Origin of the sequence: Mycobacterium barrassiae, assembly GCF_025822765.1 — a bacterium.
GTDB lineage: Bacteria > Actinomycetota > Actinomycetes > Mycobacteriales > Mycobacteriaceae > Mycobacterium > Mycobacterium barrassiae.
In genome coordinates this window covers 1-19,450 of record NZ_JACKUK010000036.1, presented here as the reverse complement: position 1 = coordinate 19,450, position 19,450 = coordinate 1, and the positions used below count along the sequence as shown (strand labels likewise).

Genomic DNA, 19,450 nt, shown 5'->3' with positions numbered 1-19,450 from the left:
GTCAACGTGGCAGCAGATCCTGCCAGTCGGTCGGCTCGGTCGACTGTTGGAGATCGGTCTGCTGATACACCCGGCCGTCGCCGCCGATGTAGCGACCCGTCCGCGGATCGTAGCTGGCGGTCGCCACTGCCGGAGCACCGGCGTTGTTGTCGGGGAAGGCATTCGGGACGGCGGTGGCCGGCGGAGTCTCGGGTGGGGGCAGCGGAGTTCCTTGCGCAGGTGCGAATATGCGCTGGTCCGGCTGTACCCGATCGTCGAGGGGGACGCCCTGGGCGACAAGGTTCGGATCAAACGGATAGGGGCCGAGGACGTGCTGACGCATCGCGAGTGGCTCATACGGTCGGTCGCTGTTACAGATCTCGACCGTAGGAGCGCGCTTACCCGGCCGCCCCATGCACGGATTGTTCCGAACGCCGCGCACGGCGATCGGGGAGTCCTGCGGCAGCTTGCAGTACAAGCCGTCCGGCGTATCGATGACGGTTTCGTCTGCGGGGGTGCGCCATTGCGATGGGGGCAGGAAGCCGACCGTACAGGGCGGCGGGTCGCCGTTCATGAGCGAGAAGGCGCCGAACGACTGGCCGAGCGGGTTGTTGGTCGGCGACAGTGCGCCAAAGCCGGCGACATACGGCGGCAGCAGGACGAGCAGTTGCTCCAACGACGGGTTGTAGGTGACTGCCACCTCACCGATCGTGGTGAGATTCGCCAACAGCACCGGCAGCGTCGGCTTCACCTGGTCCAGCAGTCGCGAGGCCTCATCCGCCGCGCCGGGCCCGGTCTCGACGATGGTGCGGAACTCGCGATCGTTCTCAACCAATTGGTCGGTGACCGCCGCCAGGCTGTGTGTCCAGATTCGCAGTGAATCAGCGCCTTTCACTTGTGAGTCGATGAATGGCGCGCTGTCTTCGATCAGGGTCCGGGTGCGTTTCGCCGCAGCGGCGGAGTCGGCAGCGATTCGTGATCCCGAGTCGAGAAGCGAACCCACGTCATATCCGGCACCGTTGAACGCGAGAAACGACTCGTCCAGCAAGTCGGACAACTTCTGTTTGGGCACGCTCTTCACCAGGGCGCTGAGCTGATCGAGGACGGGACCGACCTTCTGCGGGATCGTGGTGTCGGCCCGCGGAATCACCGAACCCTCGACGAGGTACGGCGGACCGGCGCTGCGGGGAACCAGGTCGACGTACTGTTCCCCGACGGCCGACACGCTGCGTACGTTGGCCTGCACGTCGGCCGGGATTTTCGGCGAGGAGTTCAGCGAGAGCTCGGCGACTGCACCGGCGGTTGTCGGTGTGACGCTGACGACCTTGCCGATCTGCACACCGCGATAGGTCACGTTCCCGAAGCGGTAGAGACCGCCGGTGCCCGGAAGTTCCAGCGTGACCTTGATGTGTCCGACTCCCACCCAGGTGGGGACGCCCATATAGCCGAAGACCATTGTTGCGACGCCGATCACGGAGGCGATGGCGAAGATGATGAGCTGTGTTCGTACGAGGCGGGTCAGCATCAGCCACCCCCGCCTGCGGGCGGATACGGTCCGGCGAACACCGAGGAGGTGGTCAGCGGCGCCGAGGGTTCGGCCGGTGCGACAGGCAGCAGCGGCGCGGCGGGTGGCGGCATGGCGACACCGGTCTCCTGGGGTGGCAGTGCAATCCCGATGTTGAGCGGCTCGTACGTGTAACTGAGGTGCGCGGGGTCGCCCGGTGCCGGAATCAACACTGCGTTCGGATCACCCCATCGTGTGCCGAGGAACAGGGACCGCTTGAGTCGCGGCACCGTCAGATCCATCGACGCGAAGATGTTGATGTAGTCACCGCGGATCGCCCGGTCGATGAAGTTCTGCGGGAATGGGAACGACGGCACCAGGGCCAGGACCGTACCGAGGTAGGGGCCGACGTCGGCGAGGGCCTTGACCGTCGCCTCCAGGTTGGCGAGGTTCGTGACCAGGTCGTCTTGCGTGGAGTTGATGAGTTCGGTTGCGGTGTCGCTGAACTCACCGAGCTTCTGCATGGCGGTGACCAGCCGTGCGCGTTCCGCCAGCAGGACATCCATCGCCGGAGGCACCGTTCGGAGGGCATCGGTGATGTCGTTCTGTTGTGCAGCCAGGGTGCCGGTGAAGCGGTCGAGTTCCTGAATCGAGGCGTTGAACCGATCACGCTGCTCGTCGACCGTGCCGACGAACGTGTCCAGTCGAGTGATCAGGTCGCGAACTTCGCTCTCACGTCCTGAAAGGGCGGTGGCGGCGTTGTGGATGAAATCGCCGATCTGACCGAGCCCGCCCGCGTTGACGACGACGCTCAACGACGACAGGGTCTGTTCTGTCGAGGGGTAGGTCGACGAGCGATCAAGGGGGATGGTCGAACCCGGCGACAGTCGACCCCTAGGCGGCTCGCCAAGCGGCGGGTCGAGCGCGACGTGCATCGAGCCCAGCAGGCTGGTCTGGCCGATGGTCGCGACGGCATTGGCTGGGACGGTGACATCGGGGCGCACTCGGACCTCGACCTCGGCCACCCAGTCGCGCACATCGAGCTTTCCGACGCTACCGACCACGACGTCGTCGATCATGACCGGCGAATTGGATTCCAGCGTGCCCACATTGGCGACCTGCACGTGGTAGATCGAGTTGTCCGGCCCGCTGGCGACCGCGCCAGGGAGCGGCAGCGTGTTGACGCCGCCGAAGCCGCATGAGGTGAGTGTCAGCGCGGCGCACAAGCAGGCCGCTGCCCATCGGGCGATCACGACGGGGACCCTTCGGCGGGCAGCAGTACGTCCTGCAACGTCGGAACCGGGGTGCCGCCTGGCGGTGGTCCGAACCCGGGCGGTGCGGGGACGTCACCGTGCAAGCCGGTGTAGGCCGATACCGTCGGCGGCGTGAGGGGCGGCGGCGGTGCGCCGCCCGCCCCGCCGGGGGCGAGCGCTGGATCGGTGTAGACGACCTTGTCGGGCGTCAGCGACGGCATCAAGAACGGATTCAACGGTGGCTGCGGGAGAGTGTTGAAGTTGAGCAACCGCAATGCGGGACCCAGATACTGGCCGCAGAGCTTGGCGGTCTCCGAGGCGGTGACATTGGCGATGCCGCCGATTGCGCCGCACAGGAACTGCACCGGATTGGAGAAGTTGGTGAGGATGAACGTGCCGATCGCGCCTGGCACATTCGGGTTGAGGATGTTGTAGGCGTTGGCGAACGCCGTCGGCGCGACGTGCAGGATGTTCTCGACGTCCATGCGGTGGTCCACCAGCACCTGGGTGACATTGGCGAGTCGCTGCACCTGTTCCGTCGTCTTGTCGCGGGTACCGGCGATGAACCGCTGCACTTCTCCCAACGCAATGGCGAGCTCTGACATAGCGGCGTCGAGATCGCTTCTGCTGTCGGCCAGGACGGTGCCGAAGGTGGCGAGTCGATCCTGGAACAACACGATCTCATCGCTGCTGTCACGCAACGCGGTGACGAAGGTCTGAAGGTTCTCGATGGTGGCGACGATGTCAGGGCTGCCGTCGGCAAGGATGCGAGCCAGCTGGGACAGCTGCGCGAAGGTCTGTCGGAGCTTCTCCCCGTTACCGTCCATCGCATCCGCGGTGCTCTCGATGAATCGGCCCATCGAGCTGGTCGACAACGTGGTGTCGGGGCCGAGTTCGGTTGCCAGGCGCGACAACTGCGTCTTCACTTCGTCCCACTCCACGGGGACCGCGGTGCGTTCTTGCGGGATGACACCACCGTCGGCCATCCGTGATTCCCCGCTTCGGTACAGCGGTGCGAGTTGTACGTAACGGGCCGCAACCAGGTTCTGCGCCACGATCACGGCCTTGGCGTCGGCGGGCACCCGAACGTCGTGGTCGATGTCCAGAGTGACGACCGCGCGGTCTGGTTGCGGTGAGATCGACTTGATGGTGCCGACTTTCACGCCGGCGATGCGCACATCGTCGCCGGGGTATAGGCCTGTCGCGGAGGAGAAGTTGGCGATGATGGTCTGTGGCGCGAAGACGGTCTGCCGGACGACGACAGCGGTACCTGCCACCAGGGTGCCGACCAGCACCCCGAGTAGCAGCAGCTTTCCGATGCGCGACACCGTCATCCTCCCGGAATCCCGTTGCGCGCCCATGGGAACAGCGCACGCGGCATGTTGGGGTCGCCCGCCCGGAAGCCGAACGCGTAATCGAAGAACGGCTGAAGCAACTGGGGCGGGATGAGGTTGGGTACATAGGCGCTGTAGTACGGCCCGCTCGCGACGGACTCGCTGCTGGTGATCTCGAACTTCCTCAACCCCGGGAGAGCCTTCGACAGGTTGTCGCGGTTCTTCTCCAACATCGCGGTGACGGAGTTCAACCTGTCGAGCGTTGGCGCCAATTCGGCCTCGTTGTCCTCGACGAGTCCGCTCAGGTGGCGCGCCACCGCGGCGGTGTTGGCGAGAAGCTCGCTGATCGCTTGCCTGCGCTCGACCAGAACCGCCAGGAGGTCGTTGGCGTTGAGGATCAACGTGTTGACCTGCTGACTGCGCTGTGCGAGCACCTGGGTGACCGTCGCAGCGTTGTCCAGCAGCCGTCCCAGGGTTTCGCTTCGGCTGTTCAGCGATCGCGACAGCCGGGTCAGCCCGTCGAACGTCGGACCCAGTTGAGGCGCCACCTGATCCAGGGTCATCGACAGGGTGTCCAACGACTGATTGAGCGAATCCATATCTGTGGCAGCGACGTTCGTCGTCAGGTCGTTGACCGATTCGTTGAGTGAGTACGGTGATCCTGTCCGGGACAGGGGTATGACCTCACCGACTCGCATCGCGGTCGTGCCCGCCGGTTCCAGAGTCAGGACGCGCGCTCCGAGCAGGGACCCGGTTCTGATGTGCGCGGTGGTCCGATCGCCCAGCCGCACCGTGTCTCTGACGACGAACGTCACGACGGCGCCACGCTCGCCGAGCGCGATGTCGGTGACGGTGCCCACCTTCACACCCGAGACCTTGACCTCGTTGCCCGCAGTGAGCCCACCGGCTTCAGCGAACTCCGCGGAGTACCGGATTCCGGTCGCCCACGAGATGAGGCGTTCGGGCTGAAGACCGACGGCGATCGTCAGCACGACGAGAACGACGCCGAGAAATCCCGCGCGAACGAGCTTGGGGCTGCGGTATTTAAGCATCAGGCTCTGCGCACCTCCCATCCCGTTGCTTGATCCACGGGAACACCGCGGTGCGGCCCTGCAGATCGGTGACGCGAATGGAGATGCCGCACAGGTAGTAGTTCACGAAGCTGCCGTAAGAGCCGACTCGAGCGAGCTTGCGGTAGTTGTCAGGCGCCTTCTGCAGCGCGACGTCGATCAGCCCCTTGTCCTTATCGAGGAGAGGCGCGACGCGATTCAGTTCGTCGACCATGCCTGCCAGCGGTGGTCGCGCGTTGGACAGCAGATCGGCGAGAGATGCGGTGCCGGCACTCAACGAATCGATGGCGGTTCCGATCGTGTCCCGGTCGTTGGCCAACTCACGCGTCAGTTGTTCGAACTTGTCCAGGGCGCCGGAGAAACGCTGGCCCTCCTTGCCCAGCGTCGCCAGTACCGCATCGAGGTTGTCCACCAGCTGTTCGAGCGCGGCGTTGTTGTCGGCCAACGTGTTCGAGAACGATGACGTCCGGCTCATCAGCGACTGCAAGGTATCGCCCTGACCCTGGAAGATTTGCAGCAGCGCATTGGTGAGGGCATTGACGTCGTTCGGGTCCAAACCGCGGATCACCGGTTTGAGCCCGCCGAGCAACAGGTCGAGGTCGAGCGCCGGTTGGGTGCGGTCCGCGGGAATCTGGGCACCGCGCGGCAGTACGCGGGTCGAGCCTGGACCGTCCATCAGCTCGAGGTACCGGTCGCCGACCAGGTTGAGGTAGCGGACCGCGGCCCTGGTGCCCGTGGTGAGCACGATGTCGTCGTCGGCGTCGAACGAGACCAGCACCGTGTTGTCACCACGCAGGGTCACCTGGTTGACGGTGCCGACCCGAACGCCTGCGATGCGGACCGAGTCGCCGCCCTCCAGGCTGGACGCATCCGTGAACACCGCGGAGTAGCCCTTCGCCGACCCGCTTCGATACTCCCCGAACACCATGAAAAGGCTCGCGGTGAGCGCCGCCATCACGACACCGAAGACGAGGAACTTGATTGCCGTGCCACGAAGGCTCATCCAGGTTGCCCCCACTGCACGGTGTTTCGCGGCGGGCCGTCGATCGGACCGAACAGCCACTGCTTGAGTCCGTCGGTGTTGAGGAGGATGCCTTGATTGCCGTAACGGGTCGGATCTGTTCCGGTGTCGGCGATCACCTTGGGTGGGAAGTGGTTGAACACCAGGGGCAGTTGTCCCTCGCATTGCGGGCCGCCGGTGGCTGCGACCTTAGGGAGGTCCTGCGGATAGCGGTAACGCTCGATGCCGAGCACCAGCGCGCCGGAGTCGTAGACACCGGGAACGGGTGCGGGTGGTTTGAACGCGAAGTTGGTCATTCCGGTCAGGGCGCAGGTGAGTGCCTCGTGGTATTCGTTCGTCAGGTTGGTCGTCGGGACCAACGCGTGCATCAGGTCGGTGAGCTGTTCGCGGTTGCCGCCGATGACGTCGTTGCCGATATCGGCAAACCCGATGGCCGACACCAGGAACCGGTCGAGGTCGGACTGCTTCTCCACCAATGTCTGACTGATCCGGCTGGCATTGGCGAGAATTGACATCAGGTCGGGCGCAGAATCGGCGTAGGCCGCGGCGACGTCGGGAAACCTCCGCAGCTCCTCACTGAGCGCAGGCAAGCTCGGCTCGACCTCCGCAAGAAACGCATTGAAATCGGACAGCGACTGCCCGAAGGTTTCACCCCGTCCGCTGAACGCCGTCGACATGGCACCCAGGGTTTCGTTCAGCTTCGCCGGATCAATATGTGACAGAACGGAGTTGAGGTTCTCAAAGATCGTGTTCACCTCGACTGTGACATGCTCGGTATCGAGAACCTGTCCGGCGCGCAGCGGAACCGCAGACGGGGCCGGCGGTGGGATGAACTCGACCGACTTCGCCCCGAACACGGTGTTGGCGCCGATCTCGACCTGCACGTTGTCGGGAACAAGGCTTAACCGGGAAGGCTCGATCGCCAGCTTCAGTTCGGCGCGGCCATCCGTGGTCTCACTGACGTGAGACACGGTGCCGATCTGCGCGCCGTTGAGCTTTACCCGAGCACCGCGGTCCATGAGCAGACCGGCGCGGTCGGTCATGACGGTGATCGGGACGGTCTTGACGAAACTTCCGTTGAACATCGCGATGGCCGCCGCGACGATCCCGGCCATCACGAGGACGGCGACCAGTCCGACGACCGGCCGACGGTAGCTCCTCGCGCCGAAGTCACGTCCGGGCGCCGCCGCGACCGGCCGCGAATCGGTCGCGGCGCTCCACGGCGAGCGCTTCACACCTGGACGCATGGGTCGCCTGGGCTGGCGGCGATCAACGAGCTCCCCTTAATATGTGACCGAAATCTCATACTTGCTGTGGCGAGAAGAGTACACATGGCAAATCAGAACATCAAGATGGTCAAAACAATAATCATGTTCTACTGTTACGTCGGTATTCATTGCGGAGATGAGGACGTGTGACGATTCTGGCGGAGCGGCGGACCTTCGTCGGCGGAACGTGGGTGACGGGCGACGAGGTGGTCTCCGTCGAGAACCCCGCGGACGAAACCCATGTTCATGAGGTCACCGCCACCCCACCCGCCGAGGTCGAACGGTCAATCGCAGATGCTCGCCGCAGCTTCGATGAGGGCGTCTGGGCCGATCGCGCCGCCTCGGACCGGGCCGCCGTCCTGCGCCGGTTCGTCGACTACATAGAAGGCTGCGCCGACACCCTGGTGCCCACTCTCGTCGCAGAGGCCGGCCAACCAACGCGATTCGCCGAGATGACCCAGCTTCGGGCTGGTGCCGCGTTGGCGCGCCAGACCATCGATCTCTATCTGTCGATGAAGCACGAGGAGGCGAGCCCGGTCCCGGTGGACGACCTCGTCCGCGGTCGGGTCGCGTTGAGCATCCGCAGGCACGAGCCCGTCGGGGTGGTCGCCGCCATCACGCCGTACAACGCGGCGCTGATCATGGGATTTCAGAAGCTCATTCCTGCTCTGGTGGCGGGCAATTCGGTGATCCTGCGTCCGAGCCCGCTGACGCCGATCTCATCGCTGGTGTTCGGTATGGCGGCGGAAGCGGCGGGGCTGCCGCCGGGTGTGCTGAGCGTCATCGTCGAATCGAGCACCGCGGCAGCCGAACTCATCACCTCGGATCCCGCGGTCGACATGGTGTCGTTCACCGGGTCCACCCTGGCGGGGCGAAAGATCCTCGCTCAAGCGGCGCCCACGGTGAAGCGGGTGTCGCTCGAACTCGGTGGCAAGTCGGCGCAGATATATCTGCCGGATGCGGTGCAGCGCGCGGCGATGGGGGCTGCGATGGTGGTGATGAGCACCGCGGGCCAGGCCTGCGTGGCCGCGACGCGCATGCTCGTTCCGCAGGACCAGAAGGACCAGGTGCTCGAAGCGGTCGCCGCCACGTACAGGTCGATCAAGGTCGGGCCGCCGACGTCGGCGGAGGCAGCGATGGGTCCAGTCATCAGCGCGGCGCAACGCGACAAGTGCGAACGGATCGTCGGGGCGGCTGAGGAGGAGGGGGCCAAGGTCGTCTGCGGTGGCGGTCGCCCCGAACACCTCGAACGCGGCTACTACTTCGAGCCGACGGTGCTCGACGTACCCGACAACGCGAATCCCGCTGCGCAAGAGGAGATCTTCGGCCCGGTCATCGCTGTGCTCGGCTATCGCGATCTCGACCATGCAGTGGAGATCGCCAACGACAGCGTGTACGGGCTGTCGGGCCAGGTATACGGGGCGGACGTCGCCACCGCCGTCGGCGTCGCCCGTCGGTTGCGTACGGGTGCGGTGAACGTCAATACCACGGTCTTCTCCGCCTACGCACCCAGCGGGGGATACAAGCAGAGCGGCCTAGGCCGCGAACGGGGTCCCGACGGGATCCGCGAGTTCCAGGAAGTGAAGCACATGTCGATTGGAGAACTGGCGAGATGACGATCACCGACGTCCGGGCGGACAGCGTCGAAAGTGAAGGCGCCAGCTACGATTTGAACTGGCTGATCTCGGTCGACGATCACATTCTCGAACCACCGAACCTGTGGGTGGACCGCGTCGCAGCGAAGGACCGGGACCGCGCTCCCCACATGGAGGCCGACGACAACGGCGTGGACATGTGGGTGTACGACGGTAAGCGGTATCCGAACTCCGGACTGAGCGCCGTCGTGGGCAAGTCGAAGGAGGAGTTCAGCCCGGAACCGCTGTCCTATTCGGAGATGCGGCCGGGTTGCTATGACGCCGCGGCACGCATCGAGGACATGAATCGCTCCGGTGTTCTTGCCTCCCTCTGCTTTCCGACAATCACCCGGTTCTGCGGGCAGCTGTTCATGGAGGCCAGCGACCGCGAGTTCGGCTTCGAGTGCCTACAGCACTACAACGACTGGCTGGTCGAGGAATGGTGCGGGGCGGCACCGGGACGCTATATACCGCTGATGCTGATCCCGATGTGGGATCCGAAGCTGGCCGCCAAGGAGATGGAGCGCATGGCGGCAAAGGGCGTGACGACGTTCGCGTTCTCGGAGAATCCGGAACCGTTGGGGCTGCCGACGATTCACGATGCGAATCACTACTGGGACCCCGTGATGGCTGCGGCCAACGAACTCGGCATGGTCGCGAGCATGCACGTGGGCTCGTCGTCGCAGCTTCCGAAGATCTGTAAGGACGCCCCGTTCATGGCCAACCTCACCTGGGGCGCCTCCCGCACTTCGGGGACCATGCTCTCCTGGTTGTTCAGTGGGCTGTTCCAGAGATTCCCGAATCTCAAGATCGCGCTGTCCGAGGGCGAGGTCGGCTGGATGCCCTACTTCCTCGAGCGCGCCGAGCAGGTACTGGACAAGCAGCGTTACTGGGTCAAACGCGGGACGAAGTTCATGGGCCACGCCGGAAACGAGGCCGACCTCGACACCCTCGATATCCGGGAGACGTTCCGCAACCACATCTACGGCTGCATCATCGAGGACCGCCACGCGATCAAGAGCCTCGACGAACTCGGCGAGGACAACATCATGTGTGAGACCGACTATCCGCATTCGGATTCGACGTGGCCGAACTGCATCGATGTCGCCCGGAACACGATGAAGGACCTGCCCGAGCGCGTCCAGTACAAACTGCTGCGCGGCAACGCCGAGCGGCTGTACCGCTTCACCCCGGCCGAACCGCCGGCGCCGGCGAACGCGTGATCACGTGACCGCTCTGTTGGATGGCAAAAGCGCCATCGTGACCGGCGCCGGGTCAGGCGTCGGACGTGCCTCCGCGCTGCGCTTCGCCGACGAAGGCGCCCGCGTGCTCGTCGCCGACATCGATCTCGACAACGCGAAAGAGACGGTGCGCCAGATCGAGGGTCGTGGCGGCGCGGCCGTCGCCGTCGAGGTGGACGTGGCCGATGAGGCTGCGGTCGAAGGCATGATCGCCGCCGCAGTCGACGGGTTCGGGAGGCTCGACATCCTGTTCAACAACGTCGGGATCCCGACACCACGCTTGGGGATGAGCTTCGAGGACCACACGCTTGCGGACTTCAACCGGCTGGTGGCGGTGAACCTCGGTGGCGTGTTCCTCGGATGCAAATACGCCGTGGTGCAGTTCAAGAAGCAGGGAGACGGCGGCGTCATCCTCAACACCGGGTCGGTCGCCGGTCTGGTGGCGTGGGGTGGAACGGTGTACGGCGCCACCAAGGGTGGCGTATTGCAGCTGACGCGCGCGGTGGCAGTGGAGGTGGCGCCGTTCGGGATTCGCGTCAACGCGATATGCCCGGCGGCGATGCCGCTGACCGGATTCATGGCGGCCGGCGGCCTTCAGGCCGACGAAGCTCAGCAGGCGGCGATCGCCGAAAAGGTCGGCGCACAACACCCGCTCGGTCATGCGATCACCGCGGAGGACTGCGCGGAGGCGGCGCTGTACCTGGTCTCCGATGCTGCGCGCAACGTGACCGGGGTGGCCTTACCCGTCGACGGTGGATACGTCGCGCGATGACGACCCCGACGCTGGATCGCGATCGACTCCGTGAGCTGTTCGACCTGCGCAGCTCCTACAACGAGTTCGTCGGTGGTGGTTACCAGGACGATCCCTATCCGGTGTGGCACCGCCTCCGCGAGCAGGGGCCGGTGCTGCCTGGCACGCTCCATCAGCTCATGGGTTTGGACGACAACCTCTTCTTCCACGGTCTGCCGTACCCGGACCGTCCGCACTTCACGCTGTTCGACTACGACAGTTGCTTTGCCGCATACCGCAATTCCGAAATCTTCGCTTCGTCGCCGACTCCCGTTGACCTCGAGTCCGGCCCGCTGAGCATCACCAACAGCATGCTGTCGATGGGCGGCGATCACCACAAGCGCTACCGCAGCTTGGTGCAACCGTCGTTCCTGCCGTCCAACGGGAAGTGGTGGATCGCGAACTGGATATCTGAGACGGTGAACCTGCTGATCGACGGTTTCGCCGGCGACGGGTGCGCCGAGCTCAACGTCGACTTCTGCGCTGCCATACCGATTCTCACCATCACCGGCAGCTTCGGATTGCCGGTGGAGCAGGCGCTCGACGTACGGGCCTCCCTCGCTCGCGACCCACAGAGGGTCATCGACATGATCCGGCCTGTCGTCGAGGCTCGTCGCAATCAGCCGCAGGACGATCTGATCAGTGTTCTCGTCCAGGCTGAGGTGACCGACGAGAACGGTGAGACAACGCGGCTGACTGAACGCGAGATCGACTCCTTTGTGCTGTTGCTGCTCGGTGCTGGCTCGGGTACCACGTGGAAGCAGATGGGCACCACGTTGACCGCACTGCTGCAACGACCGGATCTGTTGGAGGCGGTGCGCCAGGACCGCACGCTGCTGCGCCCAGCTATCGAGGAGTCGGTGCGATGGATGCCGACCGACCCGATGTTCTCCCGATGGGTGGTCGCCGATACCGAGATCGCCGGAGTCGAGGTGCTCGCCGGTTCGGTCGTCCACATCGCTATCGGTGCCGCCAACCGTGACCCCGCCCGGTGGGAGCGTCCTGATGAGTACGACATCACGCGGGCATACAAGCCGTCCTTGGGCTTTGGGCAAGGCGAGCATATCTGCCTCGGCATGCACGTAGCACGCGCGGAGATGACGGTGGCCATCTCGGCACTGCTCGATCGCCTGCCCAACCTACGGCTCGACCCCGACGCAGAGCAGCCCCGATTCGTCGGTGTGTACGAGCGTGGAGCAACCGCGATACCCGTCCTCTTCGACCCCGCGTGAGGTTCTATGACCGAAAATAACTACACCGCACCGGATCTCGCGCTGGTCGGCGCCGACCATGTGGCGGCCTACCGGGACACCGGCGGCGAGGTCGGCTACCTGTGGAACGGTGTTCCGACGCTGCTGTTGACCGTGGTCGGCAGGCGCAGCGGCCAGCCACGAACCTCGGCGCTGATCTTCGCGCGTGACGGCGCGGACTACCTCGTCGTCGCGTCGATGGGCGGCGCACCCATGCACCCGAAGTGGTATCTCAACCTGCAGGCGAATCCGGCGGCGGAGATTCAGGTCCGCGACGAAGTGATCCCGGTGACCGCCCGCACCGCGACGCCCGAGGAGAAGCCTCGCCTGTGGGGGCTCGTGACGCAGGTGTGGCCGAATTACGATGTGTACCAGTCGCGTACCGACCGTGACATCCCCGTCGTCGTGCTCACGCCGTCATGACCTCAGCAGGTGTACCGGCCGACTCGTGGGTGCAGCGCGCCGTCGAACGGTCTGCGGCGGTGCAGCGGTCGCGGGTCCGAATCGCAAAGCACGTGCGGCAGATGCTCGACGCCGCCAGGCGGCTGATCGCCGTCAAGGGTGACGCGGAGTTCACCACGCAGGAACTCGTCACGGAGGCGGGCGTCGCACTGCAGACCTTCTACCGATACTTCGGCAGCAAGGACGAGCTCCTGCTGGCGGTGATTGCAGACTCGATGACCGAGGCGTGTGAGCGGTGGGTCAGGGGTGCGGCGGAACTGTCCGATCCGCTGGCCAGGGTGCGGTACTACATCACGTCGGCGCTGGGACGGCTCGACGGCGACAGCCATAACGCCGCAATGTCGAAGTTCGTGGTGTCGACCAGGTGGCGGCTGCACCGACTGTTTCCCAAGGAACTCGCCGAAGTCGAGATGCCGTTCGTTGAGTTGCTGCGCGGTGAGATCAACGCCGCAGTCGAGACGGGCCAGCTGAATCCTTCGGACCCGGAGTGGGATTCGTGGCTTCTCGCCGAGCTCATCCGGTCGGTGTTTCACTTCTACGCTTTCGCCGGCTCCGAAGACAACGAGCTCGACGAGCTCAAGGAACACCTGTGGCGGTTCTGCCTGACCGCGCTCGGCGGTAGCCAACCCGTGTCAGAAAGGCCTGTGTAGTGACCGATTCCGACTTCAGCACCATGGACTTCTTCACCAACCCGGCGTTCGTACCCGACCCCCATCCGTACTTCGAGTATCTGCGCAGCCAAGGTCCGGTGGTGCGGGAGCCACACCACGGTGTGGTCGCGGTGACGAGCTACCGCGAGACGTTGGAGGTGTTCAAGGACGCCGATCTCTGGTCGAATTGCGTTGCGGTCGGCGGGCCGTTTCCACCGCTGCCCTTCACACCCGAGGGCGACGACATCGATGAACTCCTCGATGCGCACCGCACTCAGATGCCCCTGCATGAGCACATGGTGGCGATGGACCCGCCCAATCACACCAGGGCGCGATCGCTGCTGTCCCGCCTGCTCACGCCCAGCCGACTCAAGGCCAATCAGGACTTCCTCTGGGAACTCGCCGACAGGCAGCTCGACGAGTTCCTCGAGCGCGGCGAATGCGAGTTCCTGACCGCGTACTCGAAACCGTTCTCGCTGTTGGCGATCGCAGACCTACTGGGGGTACCGCGAGAAGACCACAAGGAATTCCGTGATGCCCTCGCCAACCCGCACCTGATGGGCAACATCGAGGGTGAGGGGGCGGCGATCAACCCGTTGGAGTTCCTCGACGAGAAGTTCAGCGCGTATATCGAGGAGCGTCGCGCGCAGCCGCGGGACGACGTGCTGAGCGAACTCGCCAACGCGACGTACCCGGACGGGTCGCAGCCGGCGGTCACCGACGTGGTGCGGACTGCGAGCTTCCTGTTCGGCGCAGGTCAGGAGACCACCGCCAAGCTGCTCGGTGCGGCGCTGCGCATCCTGTGCGACACGCCCCACCTCCAGCAGACGCTGCGCGACGATCCCAGCCTCGTGCCGGTCTTCATCGAAGAAACCCTGCGTATGGAAAGCCCCGTCAAGACGGAGTTCCGGTTGGCGCGGAAGTCGACGACGCTCGCAGGAGTCGACATCCCCGCCGGGACGACGGTCATGATCTCCGCGGCCGCAGCCAACCGCGACCCGGACAAGTTCGAATGTCCGCACGAGTTCCGGCTCGGCCGCGCCAATGTGCGCGAGCAGATCGCGTTCGCCCGTGGAGTGCACTCCTGCCCCGGTGCACCCCTGGCACGCGTCGAGGGCCGGGTATCGCTGGAGCGAATTCTGGCTCGGATGAAGGACATCACGGTCGACGAGCGCTTTCACGCGTCGGTGGAGCAGCCCGAGTACACGTATGAGCCGACCTACATCCTGCGGGGCCTCACCAACCTGAATCTGCGGTTCACGCCGGTGGCCTGATGGGAGCAGTGCGGGGTGTGGCGGCGGCGGGCGCGATCATTGCGTCCGGGATCGTCGTCGCCCCCACCGCTCATGCCGAGGACATGGCGCTCAACGGCAGATACCTCGCCACCTCGGTCGGCGACTTCGCCGCCACCAACGACGTGTACCGGGACATCCCGTCGGTGCGCAGTGTCTGGACCATCACGATGACGTGCGTCAACCAGGTCACGTGCAGCGGAACGGTGGAAAGCGACATCGGCTGGACTGCCGAAATCACCACCACCAACGGCGAATACGTCGTCAAACGGGAGTTGCCGCGATGGCAGCCCTGTGCCGACGGCACCGGGCGAACGGTTACGGGCCATCAGCGGTACCGCTTCTTCCCCGTCGGGCCCGACGGAGCCCAGTTGCCCGGCTCGCGGGTGCTCGGGGGGTACGACAAGACGTCCGGCGAGAGCGGTGGGTGCAGCCTCAACGAGAAGACCGAGATCGAAATGCCCTTCAGGCTGGAGAAACTGGACTAGCCTGCACGGATTGGCAGCGGAAGGTGGACGATGCCGGTAAGTAGACCAGCCGACCTACCCGTCGGCGGTGGCGGTCGATGGCCCTTGTGCGGCAGCGGATTTCGGTCCGCCCAGTGGGGCGACATGGAAGTCGGATACACCACCACCGGGCCTGGTGATCACACCGCGGTGTATCAAGGATTACCCGGCGGTGTATGCCCCGTACCGCACTACGGGTACGTGTTCACCGGTCGAATCCGGTGCCGGTTTCCTGACTCGGACTGGCCCGACGAGGTGGCTGCCGGCGGAGAGGCCTACTTCTTTCCTGCCGGGCACGTGTTGATCTACGAGGAGGAGACCGAGGCGCTGGAACTGAATCCCGCCGCGGCCCTGCAGACCCTGATGGATCACATCGAGTCGCTGGCCCAGCGGTTCCGGGATTCTCGGTAGAGGTAGATCACGAGCACGGCCTGCCGAATGCGGATCGACCCCCCCGCCGTGAGGTGAGCGGCGCGTCGGGCGGCAGTGAGGTCTACCATTTCCGGAGTGTCTTGGGTGGAGCGCGCCGTCGAGCGATCGGCGGCGGTACAGCGGTCACGCGAGCGCATCGCCGCCCAGGTGCGCCAGATGCTGGACGCCGCCAGGACGCTGATCGACGCCAAGGGCGACGACTTCACCACCCAGGAACTGGCCGCGGAGGCGGGCGTCGCGCTGCAGACGTTCTACCGGTACTTCGCCAGCAAGGACGAGCTTCTCCTCGCGGTGATCGGCGATGCCATGTCCGAGGCCGTCGAGCGTTGGGCAGCCACGGCAGGCGAGTTACCCGATCCGTTGGCCCGGTTGAAGTACTACATCACCTCAACGTTGGAGCGGCTTGCCGGCGACACACGCGACGCCGCAATGTCGAAGTTCGTGGTGTCGACACGCTGGCGGCTGCACAAGCAGTTCCCGAAGGAACTCGAGGAGGCCGAAAAGCCGTTCGTCGATCTGGTGCGCGTCGAGATCGAGGCGGCGATCGATGCCGGTCTACTCAATCCTCCTGATCCCGAATGGGATTCGTGGTTTCTCGTCGAACTCGTGCGCTCGGTCTATCACTACTACGCCTTCGCCGAGCACACCGACAGCGATCTGGAGACCGTGAAGGAGAAGCTCTGGCGGTTCTGCCTGGCCGCGCTCGGCGGCGCCAACCCGGCTGACCCTGGGCCTACGCGCGCTCGCTGATCCACACCGTGGTGAAGCGCTGTTCGGCGATCAACAGATCGACGAGCTGGCTCCCGATGAAGTTCTCGATCTTGCCGCCGACAAGCGGAATGTTCACCTCGACGGTGGCTTTGAAGTCGAGTCGCGAGCTGGTCGACGGATCCGCGGGCGACAGTGTCGCGCTGCCGCTGAGATTCGCCGGGGCATCCTCGATCCTGCATTTGACGGTCGCGGTCGCCAGGTCGTCGTGGATCGGCGCCCAGACCTCTTCGCGGATCAACACCAGATCGCCGCGGTGGAACTGCTGAACTATGCCGGGTAGGCGATTGGCCAGCACCGTCTGAGTCGTCACGATGTCGATGCCACCGTCGTCGTCGACGTCCAGTCTGTCCAATGAGTAGGCGTCGGCGCCGGACTCCGTCAACCGGGCCAGCCAGTAGCGTTCCTCGCGGAATGCGCTGTGGACCTGTTCGACAGTGCCCTCGTATTCGGTAGCCATGTCGAATGAACGCGGCATAGCTGGCCAGGCTACCGTTACCGCCCGTGGTCACTTCGCTCATAGGCGGCGCGTCCGTCTCGGAGTCGGTGCCGCTGGCGCCGCTGACCACTCTGCGCGTCGGCCCCGTCGCACGCCGGCTGATCACCTGCGACACCACCGAGAAGGTGATCGACGTGACGCGCGCCCTCGGCCCCGACAGCGATGCTCTGGTGCTGGCGGGCGGATCGAACGTGGTGCTGTCCGACGAGCTGGTCGACCTCGACGTGGTGCTGCTCGCCAACACCGAGATCACCGTGGTGGGCAACGTCGTGCGCGCCGAGGCGGGCGCGGTGTGGGACGACGTCGTCGTGACGTCGCTGGCGCACGGTCTCGGCGGGCTGGAGTGCCTTTCGGGTATCCCGGGCTCCGCAGGGGCGACTCCAGTTCAGAACGTCGGCGCGTACGGCGCCGAGGTGGCCGACACCATCCGGCGGGTACGACTCCTCGACCGCCGCACCGGCGAGGACCGGTGGGTCGAACCGTCGACGCTCCAGTTCGGCTATCGCACATCTGTGCTCAAGCATTCGGCGGCGGCGATCGTGCTCGAGGTGGAATTCGAATTGAACCCCGACGGGCACAGTGCGCCGCTGCGTTACGGCGAGCTGGCCAACGCGCTTGGCGCAGCACCGGATTCGCGGGTCGACCCGACGCGGGTGCGGGAGGCGGTGCTGGTGCTGCGCGCCCGCAAGGGGATGGTGCTCGACGAGGCCGATCACGACACGTGGAGCGTGGGGTCGTTCTTCACCAACCCCGTCGTCGCCCCCGAGGTGTTCGAGGAGCTGTGCAGCCGAGTCGACGGGGATGTGCCCAACTATCCGGCGCCGGGGGGCGTGAAGTTGGCCGCGGGCTGGCTCGTGGAGCGTGCGGGCTTCGCGAAGGGCTATCCGGGTGACGAGGCTCCCGCGCGGCTGTCGACCAAGCATGCGCTGGCGCTGACGAACCGCGGCGGCGCCACGACTGCCGACGTGATCGCGCTGGCCAGGGCGGTGCGCGACGGTGTCGAAGCGACATTTGGGATCCGACTCACCCCCGAGCCGATTCTGATCGGGGCCGCTCTCTAGGTACGCTGGGTCCACGTGAAGCCAGCCGACGCCGTGCCCCCCATGCCGGCGGTATCCCGACGGCACGCCTTGGCCGCACTGGCGGTCGGGGTGATCGCCCCGGGCGCCTTAGCCGCCTGTTCCAAGCCGTCGTCGACATCCACACCGGGCGAGGCGAGTGCGCCGTCCGCTCCGTCGCTGAACTTCGACCCGGCCGACTCCACCACCGATGTGGTGCCCACCGCGCCCATCGGCGTCAAGGTCTCCGACGGCTGGTTCCAGCGCGTGAAGTTGACCAACCCCGACGGCAAGGCCGTCGCGGGTGCACTCAACCGGGATCGGACCGCCTTCAACATCACCGAGCCGCTCGGCTACGGCGTCGAGTACAGCTGGGACGGGTCCGTGGTCGGCCGCGACGGCAAGGCGGTCCCGGTCTCGGGCAGCTTCTCGACCGTCGTCCCGAGCACCGAGGTCAACGGCCGCTTCCAGCTCGCCGACGGTCAGGTCGTCGGCGTCGCGGCGCCGATCATCATCCAGTTCGACGCGTCGATCAGCGACAAAGCGTCCGTCGAGCGCGCGCTCAAGGTCACCACCGAGCCGAAGGTCGAGGGCAGCTGGGCGTGGCTGCCCGACGAAGTGGGCGGATCGCGGGTGCACTGGCGTACCAAGGACTACTACCCGCCGGGCACCAAGGTGCATGTCGACGCGCGGCTTTACGGGGTCCCGTTCGGCGACGGCGCCTACGGTGCGCAGGATTCGACGCTGACGTTCGAGATCGGCAGGCGCCAGGTGGTCAAGGCCGAGGCCTCGTCGCACCGCATCCAGGTGATCGACGAGGCGGGCGCGGTGATCATGGACTTCCCGTGCAGCTACGGCGAGGGCGACCTCGACCGTAACGTCACCCGCAGCGGCATTCACGTGGTCACCGAGAAGTACGAGGACTTCTACATGACCAACCCGGCGGCGGGCTACGCCAACATCCGCGAGCGGTTCGCCGTGCGCATCTCCAACAACGGCGAGTTCATCCACGCGAACCCGGCCAGCCTCGGCTCGCAGGGCAGTGCGAACGTCACCAACGGCTGCATCAACCTGTCCGAGGCCGACGCGCAGCAGTACTTCAACAGCGCGATCTACGGCGATCCGGTCGAGGTCACCGGTACGCGGATCCAGCTGTCATATGCCGACGGCGACATCTGGGACTGGGCGGTGCCGTGGGACGAGTGGACTTCAATGTCTGCGTTGTCGGCACAACCCGATCCCGTGGGGATCCCGAGCACGGCGCCGGCGACGCCGTCGGATGCACCGCAACCCGTCGGCGGCGGCCAACCCGGCGGCTAGACGGTATGGGTGACCGTCGGCGTTGAGTCGGGGGTTGCGGGCCGGGGCCCCACTCACCCATGTTCGTGGGTTACCGAGTAGGAAGTCGCCTGCCCGGTCTATCCGACAGTGGTGGGAGG

19 protein-coding genes are annotated in these 19,450 nt (G+C 65.5%); 12 read left to right on the top strand and 7 right to left on the bottom strand.

Annotated features, from left to right (window positions below):
- Position 1: 1 nt before the first annotated feature.
- Genes H7J93_RS24100 through H7J93_RS24075 form a run of 6 tightly spaced genes read right to left on the bottom strand, consistent with a single transcriptional unit; the run spans position 2 to position 7,408 of the window.
- Positions 2-1,504 (bottom strand): MCE family protein, encoded by a 1,503-nt coding sequence (locus H7J93_RS24100; RefSeq protein WP_267308808.1) that lies wholly within the window; start codon positions 1,502-1,504, stop codon positions 2-4.
- On the bottom strand, positions 1,504-2,733 hold the full coding sequence (locus H7J93_RS24095; RefSeq protein WP_267308952.1) for an MCE family protein: 1,230 nt from the start codon (positions 2,731-2,733) through the stop codon (positions 1,504-1,506). The genes H7J93_RS24100 and H7J93_RS24095 overlap by 1 nt, the downstream gene beginning before the upstream one ends.
- Complete coding sequence (locus tag H7J93_RS24090; RefSeq protein WP_267308951.1) at positions 2,733-4,070, bottom strand: MCE family protein; 1,338 nt, start codon at positions 4,068-4,070, stop codon at positions 2,733-2,735. The genes H7J93_RS24095 and H7J93_RS24090 overlap by 1 nt, the downstream gene beginning before the upstream one ends.
- Complete coding sequence (locus tag H7J93_RS24085) at positions 4,067-5,122, bottom strand: MCE family protein (RefSeq protein WP_372508021.1); 1,056 nt, start codon at positions 5,120-5,122, stop codon at positions 4,067-4,069. Before H7J93_RS24085 ends, H7J93_RS24090 begins: the two co-directional genes overlap by 4 nt.
- Positions 5,115-6,143 carry an MCE family protein gene (locus H7J93_RS24080; RefSeq protein ID WP_267308806.1) on the bottom strand — a complete coding sequence of 343 codons (1,029 nt, stop codon included), beginning with the start codon at positions 6,141-6,143 and terminating at the stop codon, positions 5,115-5,117. Before H7J93_RS24080 ends, H7J93_RS24085 begins: the two co-directional genes overlap by 8 nt.
- Positions 6,140-7,408, bottom strand: a complete 1,269-nt coding sequence (locus H7J93_RS24075; protein WP_267308805.1) for an MCE family protein — start codon at positions 7,406-7,408, stop codon at positions 6,140-6,142. The genes H7J93_RS24080 and H7J93_RS24075 overlap by 4 nt, the downstream gene beginning before the upstream one ends.
- A gap of 167 nt (positions 7,409-7,575) precedes the next feature.
- Between H7J93_RS24075 and H7J93_RS24070 the strand changes: the two genes are divergently transcribed.
- The 10 genes from H7J93_RS24070 to H7J93_RS24025 all read left to right on the top strand — a co-directional run bounded on the left by H7J93_RS24070 (position 7,576) and on the right by H7J93_RS24025 (position 16,436).
- Positions 7,576-9,045: an aldehyde dehydrogenase family protein gene (locus tag H7J93_RS24070; RefSeq protein ID WP_267308804.1), complete on the top strand. Its 1,470-nt coding sequence runs from the start codon at positions 7,576-7,578 to the stop codon at positions 9,043-9,045.
- Positions 9,042-10,286, top strand: coding sequence for an amidohydrolase family protein (locus H7J93_RS24065; protein WP_267308803.1), 1,245 nt, complete (start codon positions 9,042-9,044; stop codon positions 10,284-10,286). Before H7J93_RS24070 ends, H7J93_RS24065 begins: the two co-directional genes overlap by 4 nt.
- A gap of 4 nt (positions 10,287-10,290) precedes the next feature.
- Positions 10,291-11,076, top strand: a complete 786-nt coding sequence (locus H7J93_RS24060; RefSeq protein WP_267308802.1) for an SDR family NAD(P)-dependent oxidoreductase — start codon at positions 10,291-10,293, stop codon at positions 11,074-11,076.
- The gene (locus H7J93_RS24055) at positions 11,073-12,326 is read left to right on the top strand and encodes a cytochrome P450 (RefSeq protein ID WP_267308801.1); all 1,254 of its coding nucleotides are present in this window, start codon (positions 11,073-11,075) and stop codon (positions 12,324-12,326) included. The genes H7J93_RS24060 and H7J93_RS24055 overlap by 4 nt, the downstream gene beginning before the upstream one ends.
- A gap of 6 nt (positions 12,327-12,332) precedes the next feature.
- The gene (locus H7J93_RS24050; RefSeq protein WP_267308800.1) at positions 12,333-12,767 is read left to right on the top strand and encodes a nitroreductase family deazaflavin-dependent oxidoreductase; all 435 of its coding nucleotides are present in this window, start codon (positions 12,333-12,335) and stop codon (positions 12,765-12,767) included.
- Between the two features lie 59 nt (positions 12,768-12,826).
- Positions 12,827-13,456 (top strand): TetR/AcrR family transcriptional regulator, encoded by a 630-nt coding sequence (locus H7J93_RS24045; RefSeq protein WP_267308950.1) that lies wholly within the window; start codon positions 12,827-12,829, stop codon positions 13,454-13,456.
- A gap of 23 nt (positions 13,457-13,479) precedes the next feature.
- The gene (locus tag H7J93_RS24040) at positions 13,480-14,730 is read left to right on the top strand and encodes a cytochrome P450 (RefSeq protein ID WP_267308949.1); all 1,251 of its coding nucleotides are present in this window, start codon (positions 13,480-13,482) and stop codon (positions 14,728-14,730) included.
- A complete protein-coding gene (locus tag H7J93_RS24035) occupies positions 14,730-15,236 on the top strand; it encodes an Rv2253/PknI dimerization domain-containing protein (RefSeq protein WP_267308799.1) in 507 nt (168 codons plus the stop codon). Before H7J93_RS24040 ends, H7J93_RS24035 begins: the two co-directional genes overlap by 1 nt.
- A gap of 30 nt (positions 15,237-15,266) precedes the next feature.
- Complete coding sequence (locus tag H7J93_RS24030) at positions 15,267-15,665, top strand: cupin domain-containing protein (RefSeq protein ID WP_267308798.1); 399 nt, start codon at positions 15,267-15,269, stop codon at positions 15,663-15,665.
- Positions 15,666-15,842: 177 nt separating this feature from the next.
- Complete coding sequence (locus tag H7J93_RS24025; RefSeq protein ID WP_267308948.1) at positions 15,843-16,436, top strand: TetR/AcrR family transcriptional regulator; 594 nt, start codon at positions 15,843-15,845, stop codon at positions 16,434-16,436.
- Here the strand turns inward: H7J93_RS24025 and H7J93_RS24020 are convergent.
- Positions 16,420-16,932 carry a DUF2505 domain-containing protein gene (locus tag H7J93_RS24020; protein WP_267308797.1) on the bottom strand — a complete coding sequence of 171 codons (513 nt, stop codon included), beginning with the start codon at positions 16,930-16,932 and terminating at the stop codon, positions 16,420-16,422. The genes H7J93_RS24025 and H7J93_RS24020 overlap by 17 nt on opposite strands.
- 26 nt (positions 16,933-16,958) lie before the next feature.
- On the opposite strand from H7J93_RS24020, the gene H7J93_RS24015 reads away from it, so the two are divergent.
- Positions 16,959-18,014, top strand: coding sequence for a UDP-N-acetylmuramate dehydrogenase (locus H7J93_RS24015; protein WP_267308796.1), 1,056 nt, complete (start codon positions 16,959-16,961; stop codon positions 18,012-18,014).
- Between the two features lie 42 nt (positions 18,015-18,056).
- A complete protein-coding gene (locus H7J93_RS24010) occupies positions 18,057-19,331 on the top strand; it encodes a L,D-transpeptidase (protein WP_267308947.1) in 1,275 nt (424 codons plus the stop codon).
- Positions 19,332-19,450: the final 119 nt, after the last annotated feature.